The 16,563-nt window shown below is 67.2% G+C and carries 16 protein-coding genes; 6 read left to right on the forward strand and 10 right to left on the reverse strand.

Annotated elements, in window-relative coordinates; all coding sequences use genetic code 11:
• Positions 1-10 precede the first annotated feature (10 nt).
• The 5 genes from ihfA to E1832_RS02235 form a co-directional block, all read right to left on the reverse strand.
• Positions 11-313: an integration host factor subunit alpha gene (gene ihfA / locus E1832_RS02215; protein ID WP_133358109.1), complete on the reverse strand. Its 303-nt coding sequence runs from the start codon at positions 311-313 to the stop codon at positions 11-13.
• Positions 314-410: 97 nt separating this feature from the next.
• Positions 411-1,385 carry a beta-ketoacyl-ACP synthase III gene (locus E1832_RS02220; RefSeq protein WP_133358110.1) on the reverse strand — a complete coding sequence of 325 codons (975 nt, stop codon included), beginning with the start codon at positions 1,383-1,385 and terminating at the stop codon, positions 411-413.
• A complete protein-coding gene (plsX, locus tag E1832_RS02225) occupies positions 1,382-2,527 on the reverse strand; it encodes a phosphate acyltransferase PlsX (protein ID WP_133358111.1) in 1,146 nt (381 codons plus the stop codon). The genes E1832_RS02220 and plsX overlap by 4 nt, the downstream gene beginning before the upstream one ends.
• Before the next feature lie 22 nt (positions 2,528-2,549).
• The gene (gene rpmF, locus E1832_RS02230; RefSeq protein WP_133358112.1) at positions 2,550-2,756 is read right to left on the reverse strand and encodes a 50S ribosomal protein L32; all 207 of its coding nucleotides are present in this window, start codon (positions 2,754-2,756) and stop codon (positions 2,550-2,552) included.
• A 199-nt stretch (positions 2,757-2,955) separates the two neighbouring features.
• Complete coding sequence (locus tag E1832_RS02235) at positions 2,956-3,498, reverse strand: YceD family protein (RefSeq protein WP_133358113.1); 543 nt, start codon at positions 3,496-3,498, stop codon at positions 2,956-2,958.
• A 105-nt stretch (positions 3,499-3,603) separates the two neighbouring features.
• Between E1832_RS02235 and E1832_RS02240 the strand changes: the two genes are divergently transcribed.
• The 3 genes from E1832_RS02240 (at position 3,604) to E1832_RS02250 (ending at position 6,822) form a co-directional block, all read left to right on the forward strand.
• Positions 3,604-4,074, forward strand: a complete 471-nt coding sequence (locus tag E1832_RS02240; RefSeq protein WP_133358114.1) for an outer membrane protein assembly factor BamE — start codon at positions 3,604-3,606, stop codon at positions 4,072-4,074.
• A 126-nt stretch (positions 4,075-4,200) separates the two neighbouring features.
• Complete coding sequence (locus E1832_RS02245; protein WP_133358115.1) at positions 4,201-4,929, forward strand: GNAT family N-acetyltransferase; 729 nt, start codon at positions 4,201-4,203, stop codon at positions 4,927-4,929.
• 84 nt (positions 4,930-5,013) lie between these two features.
• The gene (locus E1832_RS02250) at positions 5,014-6,822 is read left to right on the forward strand and encodes an ABC-F family ATP-binding cassette domain-containing protein (protein WP_133358116.1); all 1,809 of its coding nucleotides are present in this window, start codon (positions 5,014-5,016) and stop codon (positions 6,820-6,822) included.
• A gap of 410 nt (positions 6,823-7,232) precedes the next feature.
• On the opposite strand, the gene E1832_RS02255 is transcribed toward E1832_RS02250, so the two are convergent.
• From E1832_RS02255 to tyrS, 3 genes are all read right to left on the reverse strand, one after another.
• Positions 7,233-8,459 carry an MFS transporter gene (locus E1832_RS02255; protein WP_133358117.1) on the reverse strand — a complete coding sequence of 409 codons (1,227 nt, stop codon included), beginning with the start codon at positions 8,457-8,459 and terminating at the stop codon, positions 7,233-7,235.
• A 193-nt stretch (positions 8,460-8,652) separates the two neighbouring features.
• Positions 8,653-9,408, reverse strand: coding sequence for an SDR family NAD(P)-dependent oxidoreductase (locus tag E1832_RS02260; RefSeq protein ID WP_133358118.1), 756 nt, complete (start codon positions 9,406-9,408; stop codon positions 8,653-8,655).
• 476 nt (positions 9,409-9,884) lie between these two features.
• Positions 9,885-11,180, reverse strand: a complete 1,296-nt coding sequence (gene tyrS, locus E1832_RS02265; RefSeq protein ID WP_133358119.1) for a tyrosine--tRNA ligase — start codon at positions 11,178-11,180, stop codon at positions 9,885-9,887.
• A 62-nt stretch (positions 11,181-11,242) separates the two neighbouring features.
• On the opposite strand from tyrS, the gene E1832_RS02270 reads away from it, so the two are divergent.
• Positions 11,243-12,352, forward strand: coding sequence for an anhydro-N-acetylmuramic acid kinase (locus E1832_RS02270; RefSeq protein ID WP_133358120.1), 1,110 nt, complete (start codon positions 11,243-11,245; stop codon positions 12,350-12,352).
• Positions 12,353-12,557: 205 nt separating this feature from the next.
• Here E1832_RS02270 and E1832_RS02275 read toward each other — a convergent pair whose 3' ends face one another.
• The gene (locus E1832_RS02275; RefSeq protein ID WP_133358126.1) at positions 12,558-12,980 is read right to left on the reverse strand and encodes a cupin domain-containing protein; all 423 of its coding nucleotides are present in this window, start codon (positions 12,978-12,980) and stop codon (positions 12,558-12,560) included.
• Between the two features lie 79 nt (positions 12,981-13,059).
• On the opposite strand from E1832_RS02275, the gene E1832_RS02280 reads away from it, so the two are divergent.
• Positions 13,060-14,481 carry a protein adenylyltransferase SelO gene (locus E1832_RS02280; protein WP_133358121.1) on the forward strand — a complete coding sequence of 474 codons (1,422 nt, stop codon included), beginning with the start codon at positions 13,060-13,062 and terminating at the stop codon, positions 14,479-14,481.
• 108 nt (positions 14,482-14,589) lie between these two features.
• On the opposite strand, the gene E1832_RS02285 is transcribed toward E1832_RS02280, so the two are convergent.
• On the reverse strand, positions 14,590-15,465 hold the full coding sequence (locus E1832_RS02285; RefSeq protein WP_133358122.1) for a DMT family transporter: 876 nt from the start codon (positions 15,463-15,465) through the stop codon (positions 14,590-14,592).
• A gap of 120 nt (positions 15,466-15,585) precedes the next feature.
• Here E1832_RS02285 and E1832_RS02290 point away from each other — a divergent pair, with 120 nt between their 5' ends.
• On the forward strand, positions 15,586-16,314 hold the full coding sequence (locus E1832_RS02290; RefSeq protein ID WP_133358123.1) for an endonuclease/exonuclease/phosphatase family protein: 729 nt from the start codon (positions 15,586-15,588) through the stop codon (positions 16,312-16,314).
• Positions 16,315-16,563: the final 249 nt, after the last annotated feature.

A 16,563-nucleotide genomic window follows, 5' to 3' on the forward strand; every position in this document is an offset into this window, starting at 1 on the left:
CGAAACCCGCTTATTTCCGGTTTCCGGCGGCGACCCGGTCTTTCATCAGGTGCGATGGACGGAAGGTCAGCACCCGGCGGGGCTGGATCGGAACCTCTTCGCCGGTCTTGGGATTGCGGCCGATTCGGGCCGACTTGTCGCGCACGCTGAAGGTGCCGAAGGACGAGATCTTGACCTGCTCGCCGCGCACCAGCGCATCGGAAATATGCTCCAGCATGCTTTCGACGAGCTGGGCGCTTTCATTGCGGGACAACCCGACCTCGCGGAACACCGCCTCGCTGAGATCCATCCGCGTGAGAGTTTTTGAACCCATTTCATCCCCCGTTTTGATCCCGGAGAATAGGGCCAGCGCAAATTCACTGTCAATATCAATGAATTGCGCGAGGTGTTTTAGGTGGAAAACCGCGTTCTTACCAGCGCAGGACGACCGCACCCCAGGCCAGACCGCCGCCGATCGCCTCGGTGACCAGCAGATCGCCGGGCTTGATCTGGCCGCGCGCCTTCCCGACCGACAGCGCCAGCGGGATCGACGCGGCCGAGGTGTTGCCGTGATCCTGGACGGTGACCACCACCTTGTCCATGCTCAGCCCCAGCTTTTTCGCGGTGCCCTGGATGATGCGGATATTGGCCTGATGCGGTACGATCCAGTCGATGTCCTCATGGCCCAGACCGGCCCGGGCCAGCGCCGCGTCCGCGGTCGAGGCCAGCTTTTCCACCGCCTGACGGAACAGCGGGTTGCCCTGCATCCGCAGCTTGCCGGCGGTACCGGTGGTCGAGACGCCGCCATCGACATAAAGCATCTCGCGGTAGCTGCCATCGGAATTGAGATCGGCGGCGAGGATGCCGCGATCCTCCGGGGTGCCCTTGCCCTCCTGCGCCTCCAGCACCAGCGCGCCGGCGCCGTCGCCGAACAACACACAGGTGGCACGGTCGTTCATGTCGAGGATCCGGCTGAAGGTCTCGGCCCCGATCACCAGGACCCGGTTGGCCTGGCCCGACAGGATCAGCGCGTTGGCGTTGGACAGCGCATAGATGAAGCCGGCGCAGACAGCCTGGACGTCAAAGGCAAAGCCGCGCGTCATGCCCAGCCGCGACTGCACCATGGTCGCCACCGAGGGAAAGGTGAGATCCGCGGTCGAGGTGGCCAGGATGATCGCGTCGATATCCCCGGCCTCGAGCCCGGCATCGGCAAGCGCGGCCTGGGCCGCATAGGTGGCCAGATCCGACGTGGTCTCGTCCGGGGCGGCGAAATGGCGCCGCTCGATGCCCGAGCGGCTGCGAATCCACTCGTCGGAGGTATCTAGGGTCTTTTCGAATTCCGCGTTGGGAACCACCCGTTCGGGCAGGTAATGGCCGACGCCGATGACCACAGAACGTTTCGTCATGCCTTTGGTCCGCCTTCATTATTCTGATTGGTCTTGCCGGCGTCGGGGTCCGCGGTCAGGGCATCTTCTGCAAGGGCGGCGGTGGATGCAACCCGCGCTGCGAGCCGTTCGGAAAAACCCGACTGCGCCAGTTGAAAGGCCAGCTTGATCGCCGAGGAAACCCCGGTGGCGTCGGCGCCGCCATGAGATTTCACCACCGTGCCGTTCAGCCCCAGAAACACGCCGCCGTTGACACGGCTGGGATCGATCCGTTTCTGCAGCCGGCGCAGCGAGGTGATCGCCAGCACCGAGGCCAGCCGCGACAGCGGCGAATAGCGGAACGCCTCGCGCAGCAGCTCGCCGATCAGGCTGGCGGTGCCTTCGCCGGTCTTGATCGCCACATTGCCGGTGAACCCGTCGGTGACGATCACATCGGCGACATCGCCGGGGATGTCGCGCCCCTCGACGAAACCGACGAAATCGAAATGGGCCTGGTCGGCAAAGCGCGCGATCAGACCGTGCGCCTCTTTCAGCTCGGGGCGGCCCTTGTGCTCTTCGGTGCCGACATTCAGCAGCCCGATCCGCGGCCGCGGCAGGTTCATGCCGTTGCGCGCATAGGAGGCGCCCATCAGCGCATATTGCAGCAGATCCTGGGCATCGGCGCGCACATCGGCGCCGACATCGAGCATCACGTTGAAGCTCTGCGGATTGCGCGATGGCCACAGCACCGCGATCGCCGGTCGGCTGATGCCGGGAAGCCGGCGCAGGCACAGGATGCTCAGCGCCATCAGCGCCCCGGTATTGCCGCAGGACACCGCGCCATGCGCCTCGCCGTCGCGCACCGAGGTCAGCGTCGACCACATCGAGGTGCTCTTGCCGTGGCGCATCACATGGCTGGGCTTGTCCTCCATCGTGACGACATCCGCCGCGTCACGAAAAGACACGCACCCCGCAAGGATGCGGCGGCGCGCGACCAGCTTTTTCAGTGTATCTTCCGGCCCGTGCAGGATGAACCCGATATCGGGGTTCTTCTTGGCGGATTGCGCCATTCCCGCGATCACAACGCCAGGCCCGGCATCGCCACCCATCGCGTCGACCGAAATAACGATTCGCTCGCCCTGGGGGCGGGGTCGATCAGGCATCTGGTCGGGCTTGGCCGTCATGCGCAGGCTGTTTCGGCGTGGCTTATGCCGCGTCCTCGTCCAGGTCGATCTCATCCGCCATGGCGACAACCTCTTTGTCGGCGTAATGGCCGCAGGACGGACACACGTGGTGTGGACGCTTGAGCTCACCGCAGTTCGAGCATTCGTTGGGGTTTGCAGCAACCAAGGCATCATGCGCCCGGCGGTTGTTGCGGCGCGACTTGGATACTTTGTTCTGTTGGACGGCCATGTCTCAACCCTTGTCTGATTGGGGCTCCGGGCGGTCCCGCGAGCCATGTTTCGATTCCGTGTCTTACGGCGTGACGTGCGTTTAGGCCGCAGCCTGCGCGATGTCCAACCCTAATTCGGATGAGCGGGCGAAAATACTGTGTTTTCTCTGCCGTGCAACCGATTCTTCCCGACGCCGTGCGGCGGCGGGTTCCCATGCGTCATTTGCCCTGTTTCAGCGTGTTGCGCAACCCGGCAAGCCCGGCAAAGGGGCGGGCGTCCTCGTCGCGCATCGGCATCTTGCCCGGCGCGGTAAAGACCGCCTCGCCCAGATCGGCGTCCGCCTTGCGCGGATAGAGCGGCAACGCCAGCGCCAGCGCCTCGGCCATCACGGCGGCCGGGTCGATCCACGCGCCCAGCGCCTCGATGGTGTCATCGTCGGGCATTTCCACCTCGGGGGCCTCATCGTGATCTTCGGGCATCTCGGCAAGGAAAAGGCGGCGCACGTCGCTCTCGATCCGGGTGGTCACCGGGTCCAGCGTGACGACACAGGGCTGTACCACGGTGGCGCCCAGGTGCCCCTCCAGCAGCCAGTCGCGGGCGCCATGGGCGACGATCCGGCCGGTAAAGCGCAACTTGCGCAGGGCGCTCAGCCCCAGCTCGCCGGCCAGCGCGGCGCGTGCCCCGGCGTCCGGGGACAGGTCGAACGGGGTCGGGGCATTCTGTGGCAGCTCGGCCACGCGCAGCGCGGGGGTGTCGGTCATTGGCGGGCTTTGCCTTCCTTCAGGGGTTTACGCAATCTTGAACCGTGGGCACAGTTTATATAAGCGGGATGTCAGGCACAGAAAAGCCAAGGCGAAAGGGCTTCCATGTTTGCATCCGTCTCCCCGCTGAAAGCGGTCCTGCGCAGCGCCGTCCTGGGGCTGGCGGTGCTGGCCGTGGCGGGCTGTGCCGCGACCTATCGCAATCACGGCTATGTGCCCACGCCGGAAGACCTGGACGCGATTCAGGTGGGCAAGGACACCCGCGACAGCGTGATCGAGGCGGTCGGTCCGCCAACCTCCTCCGGCGTGCTGAAGGACAGCGGGTTCTATTACGTGTCCAGCCGTATGCGCCACTATGGCGCCGCCGCGCCCAAAGTCGTCTCGCGCGAGGTGGTGGCGATCAACTTCGATCAGCGCGGCGTGGTGCGCGGCATCGAACGCTACGGGCTCGAGGATGGCCGCACGATTCCGTTGCAGCGCCGTGTGACCAGCTCCAGCGTCGCGGACAAGACCTTCCTGCGCCAGCTGCTGGGCAACCTCGGCCGCTTCAACCCGGGCAACGTCCTGGAGGAGTGATCCGGGCCCGGTACCGGGTTCCGCAGCGGGTTTTACACCGGGACGGGCCGGCGGTCATGCCGCGGTCATATCTTGTGTGCTAGAGGCCGCGGCACTAGAATTCTGCAAACGGATCGCGGAGGGGTCATGCCGCTTTTGACCAAGGGCCGGTACCGGGCATCTCTGGCCGGGACGCCCGGGGATATTGCCGCCGCGCAGGCGCTGCGCACGCGCGCCTTTCGCACCGGCGCGCCCGACCGCGACGCCTTTGACGATGTCTGTTCCCATATTCTGGTGCACGAGACCCGCAGCGGCGCGCTGGTTTGCTGTTTTCGCATGCTGGTGCTGGAGGGCGGCGCCGAGCTGGCCCGCAGCTATTCGGCGCAGTTCTATGAGTTGTCGGGGCTGCAAAGCTTTGACGGCCGGATGGTGGAAATGGGCCGGTTCTGCATCGACCCGGACTGGCACGACCCGGATATCCTGCGGGTGGCCTGGGGGGCGATGACGCAGTTCGTGGACGAAAACGACATCGCCATGCTGTTCGGCTGTTCCTCCTTCGCGGGCACCGAGACGGCAGAGTATCTCGACGCCTTTGCCATGCTGAAGCACCGGCACCTCGGGCCAAAGCGCTGGCTGCCGCGGGTCAAGGCGCCGGATGTGTTCCGCTTTGCCGCGCGGCTGCGGCGCAAGCCGGACGCGAAAAAGGCGATGCTGCGGATGCCGCCGCTGCTCAGAACCTATCTGATGATGGGCGGCTGGGTCAGCGATCACGCGGTGGTCGACCGGCAGATGAACACGCTGCATGTCTTCACCGGGCTCGAGATCGGCGCGATTCCGCCCGCCCGCAAACGGCTGCTGCGGGCCGTGGCGGGGTGATCCCGGGCCTGTGGGCCGCGTGGGAACGGGACCGCGCATCCGCGCCCCGTTGACGGCGCGCGCGGGCGGGGATAGCTGGCAGGCATGGCACGTATACCCCTTTTGCAACTCAATGGCGTTTCCCTGACCTTCGGGGGGGAACCGGTGTTTTCCGATTTCGATCTGGTGGTGCAGCCCGCAGACCGGATCGCGCTGGTCGGGCGCAACGGATCGGGCAAGTCGACCCTGATGAAGGTCATGGCCGGCCTGGTCGAGCCGGACCGGGGCGAGGTCATCGTCCGCCCCGGCGTTTCCGTTGGTTACATGGAACAAGAACCTGACATGAAAGGGTTTTCCACGCTTGGCGATTTTGCGTCGGCGTCGCTGGAGCCGGGCGAGATGTACAAGGTGGAGCGCGCCGGCGAAGGGCTCAAGTTCGATCCCGCGCGGCCGGTCGAGACCGCCTCGGGGGGCGAGCGGCGGCGCGCGGCGCTGGCCCGGCTGATGGCCGAGGCGCCGGAGCTGATGCTGCTGGACGAGCCCACCAACCATCTGGATATCGAGGCGATCTCCTGGCTGGAAGAGGAGCTGAAGGCGACGCGGGCGGGGTTTGTCCTGATCAGTCACGACCGTGCCTTTCTGCGCAACCTGACGCGCGCAACCCTTTGGATAGACAGAGGAAAACTTCGACGACAGGACAAGGGCTTCGGCGATTTCGAGGCCTGGCGCGATGCGGTCTGGGACGAAGAGGACATGCAGCGGCACAAGCTGAACCGGCTGATCAAATCGGAAGCCCGCTGGGCGGTGGAGGGGATCAGCGCGCGGCGCAAGCGCAACCAGGGCCGGGTGCGGGCGCTGCAGGCGCTCAGGGCCGAACGATCGGCCCAGATCAAACGCCAGGGCAGTGCCGAACTGGCACTGGAGGCGGGGCCGAAATCCGGCCGCAAGGTGATCGAAGCAAGCCATATTTCAAAGGCTTACGGAGATAATGTGATCCTGTCCGATTTCTCGATCAGGATCCAGCGCGGCGACCGGGTGGCCTTTGTCGGCCCCAATGGCGCGGGCAAGACGACGCTGTTGAAACTGCTGCTGGGAGAGATCGCGCCGGACAGCGGCACGGTGACGCTCGGGACCAATCTGGAGGTCGCGGTATTCGATCAGGCGCGGGCGCAACTCGACCCGGACGCGACCCTTTGGGAAAGCCTGACCGGCGATCCGGCGATGCGGATCTCGGGCAAGTCGGACCAGATCATGGTGCGGGGAACCCCCAAGCATGTCGTTGGTTATCTTAAGGAATTTCTGTTCGACGAAAGCCAGGCGCGGGCGCCGGTGCGGGCGCTGTCGGGCGGTGAAAAGGCCCGGCTGCTGCTGGCGCGGCTGATGGCGCAGACGTCGAATCTGCTGGTGCTGGACGAGCCGACCAACGATCTGGACGTTGAGACGCTGGACCTGCTGCAGGAGTTGCTGGACGATTACGACGGCACCGTTCTTCTGGTCAGCCACGACCGGGATTTCCTGGACCGGGTGGCCGCCACGACGGTGGCGATGGAGGGCGACGGGCGCGCGGTGATCTATGCCGGCGGCTGGAGCGACTATCAGGCGCAGAAGCCCAGTAATGTCGTGGAAAGTAGCGAAAAAACAAAAGCATCCAAGGCGAAGATGAAGCAGGAGGAGAGGCCGAAAACGGGCCTTTCCTTTACCGAGAAGCACCGGCTTGAGGCGCTGCCGGGAGAGATCGAGCGGATCGAGGCGGAGATCGCAAAGCTGGAGCAACTGCTGGCCGATCCGGAGCTTTACACCCGCGAGCCGGTAAAATTCCGCAAGGCGACCGAGGCGCTGGTGATGCGGCAGGAGAAGCTGTCGGCCTTCGAGGAGGAATGGCTGGTGCTGGAGGAGAAGGCCGCCGGAACGTAGGGTTTTCGGGCTGTTTTGTACGGTTTGAGGCAGTGAGAAACGGCCCGGAAATGCCCGGTTGGGGAGTTTCCGGGCCGTTTTGTACGTTCTGGGGGGAGTTTGGCGGTTTTTGCCCGGAGTCGAGGGGCGGGGTGCCGCCGGGCAGTGCCTGGAGCATCGTTCAAAAAGTTGCGGCGCCGACCTGAAGCCGGCCTCTGAGCAAAGCGCCTCTGCGCGGAATCAAGCCCGCAGGGCACCGCGCAAGCGCCGGACCGTCCCCGCGGTCGGGCGCTTGGACGACGTAGGCGCGCCGATCGGGCGTCATCCGGATTTGGCTGCCATAAAGCGCGCCGATCAGAGGGTGCTGCGCCAGACCACGGTCCGGCGCTTGCGCGGCTTGCACTGTGGGGCGGGCGCTGTCGAAGAGGCTGTTAGTGCCGTTCTTTTTCCCTCGCGCGCGGCCGGGTCAGGGCCATCGCGGCCACCAGCGTCGCCGTGACAACCGCGAATCCGGCCCCCGCAAGGAAGGTCGCGGCGGGGCCGATCTGGTCCCACAGCAGGCCGGCGATGACGCTGGCGGCGAGCATGGCGACGCCGGTGGCGGAGTTGAACAGGCCGAAGGCCGATCCGCGCAGATCCTCGGGGGCGTGTTGCGCGACCAGTTTTGACAGCAGCCCCTGGGTGACGGCCATATGTACCCCCCAAAGGGCGAGGCCGACGAAGGTCCAGGCGAGGCCGGGCGCGAGGGCCAGAACCAGGTCGGCGCCGATCAGCGCGGCGAGGCCCCAGAGCAGCAGCGATGCGGGCGAGGCGCTGTCGGCCCAGACGCCGGCGGGATAGGCGCCAAGCGAATAGACGACGTTCATCGCCACCAGAACCAGCGGGGCGAGGGCCAGCGGCAGGCCCTGCTCATGCGCTTTCAGCACCAGGAAGGCCTCGCTGAACCGGGCGAGGGTGAACAGCACGCCGGTGATGACGACGCCCCAGAAGGCGGTGCTGAACCGGCGGATGTCCTGGAGGCGGATCGGCGGCGGCGCCGGTCTCTCACCCTCTCCGGCGGCGCGGTCTTCCACCCCCAGCAGGACGAGGGAAACCGCGATCAGGCCGGGAATGATGGCGAACCAGAACACCGTGCGCATGTCGCTGTGAAACAGGGCCATCAGCGCGATCGCCAGCAGCGGGCCGATGAAGGCGCCCGCGGTGTCGAGCCCCTGGCGCAGCCCATAGGCGCGGCCCTGGATCGCGGGGGGCACCACATCGGCGATCAGCGCGTCGCGCGGGGCGCCGCGGATGCCCTTGCCGATGCGGTCGGCAAAGCGGGCGGCGAATACCGTGACGGGGGCGCCGGCCAGCGCGAAGAACGGTTTGGACAGCGCGCCCAGGCCATAGCCGGCGAGGATCAGCGGCTTTCTTCGGCCGAGGCGGTCGGAGAGATAGCCGGAGAACACCTTGACGATGGCGGCGGTCGATTCCGCGACGCCTTCGATCACACCGACGAGGGCGACGCTGGCGCCCAGGGTGGTGGTCAGGAACAGCGGCAGCAGCGCGTGGATCATCTCGGACGAGATATCCATGAACAGGCTGACCAGACCGAGCGCCCAGACGGTGCGCGGAATGGCGGGGCGTTTCTGCGGTCTGCGGTCGGTGTTCAGGGTCATCCGGGCAAGCTCGCCTGAGTCGGAGGGGATGGCGAGGACGGTAGGCGGATGGGCGGGGGCGGTACAGGTGTCCGCTGGCCGCGGCGCGCAGCAAAGCGCGGCGAGAGGGGGATTTTTCGTCGAGGAGAGGTTTTTTGCGGCGCTATCCGGCTGCGCGATGCGTTCGCGCAGCCGGGGAATGCGGTATGTCCGCTCAGCGCATCCGCAGGGCGCCGTCGATGCGGATCACCTCGCCATTGAGATAGCTCATCTCGACGATGAAGCCGGCCATGCGGCCGTATTCCTCGGGGCGGCCCAGGCGGGCGGGGTTGGGCACGTCGGCGGCCAGCTGTTCCTGCGCCGCCTCGGGCAGGCCCATCAGCATCGGGGTGAGGAAGATACCCGGCGCGATGGCCATGACGCGGATGTTGTCGCGCGCCAGATCGCGGGCCATCGGCAGGGTCATGCCGACGATGCCGCCCTTGGAGGCGGAATAGGAGACCTGGCCCTTTTGCCCGTCGAAGGCGGCGACGGAGGCGGTGTTGATGATCACCCCGCGCTCGCCATCCTCGTCGGGCTCGTTTGTCGCCATTTCGGCGGCGGCGAGGCGGGCGACGTTGAAGCTGCCCACGAGGTTGACGTTGATCGTGGTCTGGAAGGTCGAGAGCGGCAGCGGCCCCTCCTTGCCCAGGGTCTTGCCGACGGTGCCGATGCCGGCGCAGTTCACGGCGGCGGTGATCCTGCCCATCTTGTCGACGGCATAGGCGATGGCGGCGGCGACGGAGGCGTCGTCGGTGACGTCGGTCTGCACGAAATGGCCACCGATCTCTGCGGCGATCTTGGGGCCGCGCTCGGCGTCGCGGTCAAGCAGGGTGACCTGGGCGCCTTGGGAGGCGAAATGGCGGGCGGTGGCCTCGCCCAGGCCCGAGGCGCCGCCGGTGATCACGGCGGCGGTATTGGACAGTTTCATTGCGGCGTCCTCTCCCTTGATATGAACATGCGTTCAGATAGCAGGCGGGGGGCGTTGGAATCCAGTGGGCATCTGCGGAAACGCGGCGGCAGATCGGGGCGGGTTGGGGGTGGCGGGCCGAAGCCCGCCCTGCGGCGGGTGTTGTGAGCAAAGCTCCCCCTGCGCGGAACAAGGCCGCAGGGCGCCTCTCGTGCATTGCGGAGCAAGGCACTGTCGGCAGGCGATTGCATTCCATGCAATCGCCGAGAGACGCGCAAGCGCCGGACCCTCCCCGCGGACCGGCGCTTGGTCGACGTGAACATTCCGATCAGATGTCGTCCGGATTTGGCTGCTATTCAGTGCGCCGAACGGATGTTGCTGCGCCAGCCCACAGCCCGGCGCTTGCGCGGCCTTTTTTGTGGGGCGGGCGGCTCAATGCAAAAAAAAACGCCCCGGCGTGGGGCCGGGGCGTTGAGAGACGTTCGATGCTGTCGGGCTCAGCCGTCGATCTGCACCAGCGCGTGGCGCTTCTTGCCGGCGGTGAGTTTCACCGTCTTGCGCAGATCGCTCACCGAGACGAAGGCAAAGGCGGGGTCCACCGCGGCGTCGTTGACGAAGGCGGCCTGTTCGGAGATCAGCCGCTTGGCGTCCTTGCCGGATTTGGCCAGCTTGGCATCGACGAAGAGGGTCGCGGCGGAGCAATACATCTCGCCAGGCTGGCCCGAGATCGCATCGCCGGGCAGCAGATGCATCTCGCCCGCGGTCAGCTTGAAGGTGGGCAGGTCGTCGCCGACGCCGCCCTTCTCGAAGACCTCGCGCGCGGTGGCCTCGGCCGCCGCCGCCGCCTCGGCCCCGTGACAGAGCGTGGTCACCTCGTTGGCGAGGATGATCTTGGCCGCGTTGATTTCCGAGCCCGCCAGCGCGCCGAGGCGGTCGCATTCGTCTACGGCCAACTCGGTATAGAGCTTGAGGAAGCGGCCCACATCGGCGTCGGTGGTGTTGCGCCAGAACTGCCAGAATTCGTACGGGCTGCGCATCTCGGCGTTGAGCCAGACGGCGCCATCCTGGCTTTTGCCCATCTTCTTGCCGTCGGAGGTGGTCAGGAGCGGCGAGGTGAGGCCATAAATCTCGTGGTCCAGAACCCGGCGGGTCAGGTCGATGCCGTTGACGATATTGCCCCACTGGTCCGAGCCGCCCATCTGCAGGATGCAGCCGTAGCGGCGGTTCAGTTCCAGGAAATCATAGGCCTGCAGGATCATGTAGTTGAATTCGAGGAACGACAGCGACTGTTCGCGGTCGAGCCGGGATTTCACGCTCTCGAAGCTGAGCATCCGGTTGACCGAGAAATGGCGGCCGATGTCGCGCAGGAAATCGAGGTAGTTCAGATCGTCCAGCCATTCGGCGTTGTTGATCATCAGCCCGTCCGAGGGGCCGTCGCCATAGGTGATGTACTTGGAAAACACCTGTTTGATGCCGGCGATATTGTCGTCGATCTGTTCGGGCGTCAGCAGTGGGCGCTCATCCGCGCGAAACGAGGGATCGCCCACCTTGGTGGTGCCGCCGCCCATCAGGGTGATCGGTTTGTGCCCGGTCTTTTGCAGCCAGCGCAGCATCATGATCTGGATCAGGCTGCCCACATGCAGCGATTTCGCGGTGGCGTCGAAACCGATATAGGCGGGGCAAGCCGTGCCGCTGCTCAGCGCCTCGTCGAGGCCCTGATAATCGGTGCAGTCGGCCAGATAGCCGCGGGTCATCATCACCTGCATGAAGTCCGATTTCGGGTGGTATGTCATGGCTTGCCTCGGATTTGATTTGCGGGGAGTGTATAGGCGGCAGTGAGACAAAGGAAAAGGCCATGAATAAGGCCGGTAAAGCGGGCGCGCCTTTGCGCGCGCTGGGGGCGATGAGCGGAACCTCGCTGGACGGTGTGGACGCCGCCGTTGTCGAGACCGACGGGCGGCGGATTCTGGGGTTCGGCGAGACGGGCTATCGGACGTATTCCGACGAGGAGCGCGCGGTCCTGCGGGCGGGTCTGGGCCATTGGGCCGGGCCGGAGGCCGAGGCGGCGGGGCACGTGGTGGACGCCGCCCACGCCGAGCTGCTGGCGGGCTTCGACGGCGTCGATCTGGTGGGGTTTCACGGCCAGACGCTGGCGCATGAGCCGCGCGGGCGGGGCACGTTTCAGGTGGGCGACGGGGCTGCGCTGGCGCAGGCGCTGGGGCTGCCGGTGGTCTGGGATTTCCGCAGCGACGACGTGGCGATGGGCGGCGAGGGCGCGCCGCTGGCGCCGTTCTTTCATTTCGCCTGCGCCAAGTGGATCGGCGCGGTGGAGCCGGTGTGTTTCCTCAACCTCGGTGGGGTGGGGAACCTGACCTATGTCGACCCCACGTTCGAGACGCCGGAGGCGGAGGGCGCGCTTCTGGCGTTCGACACCGGGCCGGCCAATGCGCCGGTCAACGACCTGATGCTGGCCCGCCGCGGGCTGGAGATGGACGAGGGCGGGGCGCTGGCGGCGCGCGGTATCGTAGAGGAGGGCGCGCTGGAGCTGTTTCTCGCCGAGCCCTATTTCACCCGGATGCCGCCTAAGTCTCTGGACCGCAACGATTTCGCCGAGATGATCGGATTGGTGGGCGAGCTGGGCGATGCCGATGCCGCCGCCACGCTGACCGCCATGTGCGCTGCGGGCGTGGCGCAGGGGATGGAGCATTGCCCGCGCCCGCCCGCGCGGCTGCTGGTGACGGGGGGCGGGCGGCTGAACCCGGTGTTGATGGAGATGTTGCGCGTCTCGCTTGACTGTCCGGTGGAGCCGGTGGAGGCGGTGGGGCTGGACGGCGACATGCTGGAGGCGCAGGCCTTTGCCTATCTGGCTGTCCGCGTGGCTTATGGGATGGCGACCTCCTGCCCGGGCACCACGGGGGTGCGGGCCTTGGTCGGGGGCGGGATCGTCAGCAGGCCGGGGGACTAGGCAAAGGGGCCTCGGAGCCCACCAAAGCAGCAGCTTCCCCCGCATCCTCGCCCGATCCTTGCCTGCGAGAGCCTTCATCCCCGCTCAAGAAAAATAGCCGCATCCCCGCGCTGCGGGGCCCCTCGGCGATTTGTCTTGAGCGGGGCCGCCGTCCCTGGCCGTCCGGTCTCAGGCGAGGACGGCTCCGAAGCCGCAGCAGGGGCGGTCAGCCACGAGGGATGTCGAACCCCGGCGCGGCGAGGGTGAAGCCGGAGAAGTCGAACCCCGGCGAGACGGTGCAGGAGACCAGCGTATAGGCCCCGGTGCTGCGGGCGGCCTGCCAGTGCTGTTCGGGGACGATCAGCTGCGGCCGGCCCCGGCGGAGGTCGGGGGTGAGCAGGTGGTCCTGCGCCGGACCCTCGTCGGTGGCACTGAGCGAGAGCACCAGCGGCGCACCGGCGTGGTAGAGCCAGATCTCGGTCGCATCCACCCGGTGCCAGTGGCTGGCCTCCCCCTCTGTCAGCAGGAAATAGATCGCGGTGCCGCTGGCGCGGGTGCCGGGGGTTTCGGCGCGCCAGGTCTCGGCGAACCAGCCGCCTTCGGGGTGGCGTTGCAGGTTGAGCGTGTCGATGATCTGGTCGGCGGTCATGTCAGTCATGGCGGCGATTATGCATCCTGCGGGGCCCGCTCGCTATGGCAATCCTGTGCGGGAAAGTTATCTTTGCGCCATGAGCCTGAAAATCCCCTTTGACAACTCTTTCGCCCGCCTGCCGGGCGCGTTTTTCACCGCCCAGGATCCGCAGCCTGTGGCCGCGCCGTATCTGGTGATCTTCAATGAAGATCTGGCGCGCATAATGGGCATCGCGCCGGGCGAGGCGGAGGAAATGGCGGCGGTGTTCTCCGGCAACCGGGTGCCGGAGGGGGCGGCGCCGCTGGCGCAGCTGTATTCCGGGCATCAGTTCGGCCAGTACAACCCGCAGCTCGGCGACGGGCGGGCGGTGCTGCTGGGCGAGGTGGTGGGCACGGACGGCAGGCGGCGGGACATTCAGCTCAAGGGGTCGGGGCGCACGCCTTATTCGCGCGGCGGCGACGGGCGGGCCTGGCTGGGGCCGGTGCTGCGCGAGTATGTCGTGTCCGAGGCGATGCACGCGCTTGGCATTCCCACCACGCGGGCACTGGCGGCGGTCGAGACCGGCGAGCCGGTGCACCGGCAGGAGGGGGCGCTGCCCGGCGCGGTGCTGACCCGGGTGGCGGCGAGCCATCTGCGGGTGGGGAGTTTCCAGGTTTTTGCCGCGCGCGGCGATCTGGAGAGCCTGAAGCGGCTGACCGGCTATGCGATAGATCGCCACTACCCGCAGGCGGAGGGGCCGATGGGCCTGTTGCGGGCGGTCTGCGCGGCGCAGGCGCGGCTGGTGGCGCAGTGGATGAGCGTGGGGTTCATCCACGGGGTGATGAACACCGACAATTGCGCGATTTCGGGCGAGACCATCGATTATGGGCCCTGCGCCTTTCTCGACGTGTTCCATCCGCAGACGGTGTTCAGCTCGATCGACCGCTATGGGCGCTATGCCTATGACCGGCAGGCGGAGATGGCGGTGTGGAATCTGGCGCAGCTAGCCACCGCGCTGATCCAGCAGATCGAGGACCGCGAGGCGGCGGTGGAAGAGGCGACGGAGATCGTCCATGCGATGCCGGGCGCGATCGAGGCGGAATGGCTGCGGCTGTTCCGGGTCAAGCTGGCGCTGAGCGATGCGCAGGCGGGCGATCAGGCGCTGATCGAGGATCTGCTGCGCCGGATGGCCGCGAACCAGGCGGATTTCACCAATACCTTCCGGGCGCTGGGTTCGGCGGTGGCGCGGGATCAGTTCACCGATCCGGCCGCCTATGACGGCTGGGAGGCGGCGTGGCGCGCGCGGCGCCAGGGGCTGGGCGAGGCGGCACCGCTGATCGCGGCGGCAAACCCCGCGTTCATTCCGCGCAACCACCGGCTGGAGCAGATGATCGAGGCGGCGGTTTCAGGGGATTACGCGCCGTTCCACCGGATGAACGCGGTGTTGGCGACCCCTTACGAGGATCAGCCGGAGGCCGAGGACCTGACCCGGCCGCCGCTGCCGGACGAGGTGGTCGAGGCGACCTTCTGCGGGACATAAGGGAGATTCGGGCGGTGCGACAATCGGGATCAGTCGCCTAGGGCGGGGCCTGTGCGCACAGCGATTGCCGAGAATTGCTGTGACTGGAGCCGAGCGTGAGGGCCTTCTCTATTTCCGGTTGATCAGCACGATGCCGGCGGCGACCAGCGCCAGCGCGATCCAGACCGGCGGACCGATATGCTCGCCCAGAATCAGCCAGCCGAACAGCACCGCGAAGACCGGCGAGAGGAAGCTGAAGGAGGCGACGCCGGAGGCGCGGTAGATCGACATCAGGTGGAACCAGAGCAGGAAGCCGAGGCTGACCACGCAGACGGTCTGGAACGCCAGCCCGAGATAGTGGATCGTCTGCGGGTCGCGGGTGAGCGCGCCGAACAGCGGCGCCGCCGCCAGCAGCACCGGGGCCGAGACCAGCACCTGAAAGAACAGCTGCATCACCGGGCTGACCAGACTTAGCGGCGTCATCCGCATCAGCAGGATGATGCTGGCCCAGCCGAGCGCGGCGATGAGGGCGAGAAGATCGCCCAGCAGGCTGGCCTGGCCGTTGGAGCGGTCGGCCAGCGCCAGCGCCACCCCGGCCATGGCCAGCGCCATGCCGAGGGCGCGCAGCCCGGTGATCCGTTCGCCCGGCAGCCACAGATGGGCGGCCAGCCCCAGCCAGACCGGCATCGAGTAGAAGATGATCGAGGCGCGCGCCACGGTGGTGTGGTCCAGCGCGATATAGAGGCAGGTGAACTCGAAGGCGAAGACGAGGCCGGAGAGTACCGCCCAGGGCACCGCCCTGCGCGGAAGGGTCAGGGGCAGGCCCCGGACCCGCATCCAGATCAGCAGCACCAGCACCGCCCCGGCCGACCGCAGGCCGGCCTGGAACACCGGGGCGAAACCGTCGCCGGTGATCTTGATCACCACCTGGTTAAAGGCCAGAAGCAGCGCGAAGCCGGTCAGGGCGGCGGCCCCGTATGTATCGATCGCGCGTTTTTCTTCCATCTGCCCAAAGGATGCGCAAGTCATGCAACTGTCAAGAGCAGGTAAATCGCCGGGCTTGCACCGCCGCCGCGCATCGGCACAATCGGCGGCAACACCCGCCCTGAACCCGGACCCTGCGGAATGAACGAGAGCGCCGCGCTGCGCCTGGCCAGCTACAACATCCAGAAATGCGTCGGGCTGGACCTGCGGCGCCAGCCGCGGCGTGTGCTGCAGGTACTGACGCGGCTGGGCGCGCAGGTGGTGGTGTTGCAGGAGGCCGACAAACGGTTGCCGCCGCGCCCGGCAGCGCTGCCGCATTTCGTGCTGGAGGAGGCTGGCTGGGAGGTTGCCGATCTGGGCGGCGCCGGCTCGCTCGGCTGGCACGGCAACGCGGTGATCTGGCGGCGTGGCGCGCTGCGCCTGCGCGATATGGGCCATATCGACCTGCCGGGGCTGGAGCCGCGCGGCGCGGTCTGGGTGTCCTTCGACAGCCCGCTGGGCCCGCTGCGGGTGGTGGGGCTGCATCTGGGGCTGGTGGGGCGGTATCGCCGCAAGCAGGTGCTGCACCTGGCGCAGGAGACCGCGCGGCTGCCGGCGATGCCGATGATCTGGGCGGGCGATTTCAACGAGTGGTCGGCGCGCTCCGGTCTGGAGCGGCTGGCGCCGGCCATGCGGTTCCTGCCGCCACGGGCGAGTTTTCCGGCGCTGCGCCCGCTGGGGCCGCTGGACCGGATCGCGCTGAGCGCGGGGCTGGCGGCGGCGGGGCACGGGGTGCATCTGGAGCAGCCGGCGCATATCGCCTCGGACCATCTGCCGATCTGGGCGGATGTGGTGGTTGAGACGGGGATCCGGATTCCGTCCCGCAGGTGATCCGGACACGGCCCGAGGCTCGGCCCGTTCGGCGCGGGCTGTTGTTTCGGGCCAAAGAAAAAGGCCCCCGTGTGGGGGCCTTTGAGATTTGTCGGTTTGAGGTTGGTCGGGGCAGGGCTCAGGCGACCTGGCGGCCGCGGTTCTGACCGCCACCACCGGCGCCGCCACTGCCGCCGCTGCGCCGGCGCCGCCGCTGTGCGCCGCCGGGCTTGCCGCCGCCGTAGCCGCCGCCGCCATTGCCGCCGCCGC

The organism is Antarcticimicrobium luteum, from assembly GCF_004358185.1.
In the GTDB taxonomy this organism is placed as follows: Bacteria; Pseudomonadota; Alphaproteobacteria; order Rhodobacterales; family Rhodobacteraceae; genus Antarcticimicrobium; species Antarcticimicrobium luteum.

Coding starts and splice junctions, on each gene's coding strand:
- E1832_RS02255 (WP_133358117.1), bottom strand. CDS start 8,459: ATGACCCTGAACACCGACCGCAGACCGCAGAAACGCCCCGCCATTCCG.
- E1832_RS02280 (WP_133358121.1), top strand. CDS start 13,060: ATGAGCCTGAAAATCCCCTTTGACAACTCTTTCGCCCGCCTGCCGGGC.
- ihfA (WP_133358109.1), bottom strand. CDS start 313: ATGGGTTCAAAAACTCTCACGCGGATGGATCTCAGCGAGGCGGTGTTC.
- E1832_RS02270 (WP_133358120.1), top strand. CDS start 11,243: ATGAATAAGGCCGGTAAAGCGGGCGCGCCTTTGCGCGCGCTGGGGGCG.
- E1832_RS02235 (WP_133358113.1), bottom strand. CDS start 3,498: ATGACCGACACCCCCGCGCTGCGCGTGGCCGAGCTGCCACAGAATGCC.
- E1832_RS02260 (WP_133358118.1), bottom strand. CDS start 9,408: ATGAAACTGTCCAATACCGCCGCCGTGATCACCGGCGGCGCCTCGGGC.
- E1832_RS02285 (WP_133358122.1), bottom strand. CDS start 15,465: ATGGAAGAAAAACGCGCGATCGATACATACGGGGCCGCCGCCCTGACC.
- E1832_RS02290 (WP_133358123.1), top strand. CDS start 15,586: ATGAACGAGAGCGCCGCGCTGCGCCTGGCCAGCTACAACATCCAGAAA.
- E1832_RS02220 (WP_133358110.1), bottom strand. CDS start 1,385: ATGACGAAACGTTCTGTGGTCATCGGCGTCGGCCATTACCTGCCCGAA.
- rpmF (WP_133358112.1), bottom strand. CDS start 2,756: ATGGCCGTCCAACAGAACAAAGTATCCAAGTCGCGCCGCAACAACCGC.
- tyrS (WP_133358119.1), bottom strand. CDS start 11,180: ATGACATACCACCCGAAATCGGACTTCATGCAGGTGATGATGACCCGC.
- E1832_RS02245 (WP_133358115.1), top strand. CDS start 4,201: ATGCCGCTTTTGACCAAGGGCCGGTACCGGGCATCTCTGGCCGGGACG.
- E1832_RS02275 (WP_133358126.1), bottom strand. CDS start 12,980: ATGACCGCCGACCAGATCATCGACACGCTCAACCTGCAACGCCACCCC.
- E1832_RS02240 (WP_133358114.1), top strand. CDS start 3,604: ATGTTTGCATCCGTCTCCCCGCTGAAAGCGGTCCTGCGCAGCGCCGTC.
- E1832_RS02250 (WP_133358116.1), top strand. CDS start 5,014: ATGGCACGTATACCCCTTTTGCAACTCAATGGCGTTTCCCTGACCTTC.
- plsX (WP_133358111.1), bottom strand. CDS start 2,527: ATGACGGCCAAGCCCGACCAGATGCCTGATCGACCCCGCCCCCAGGGC.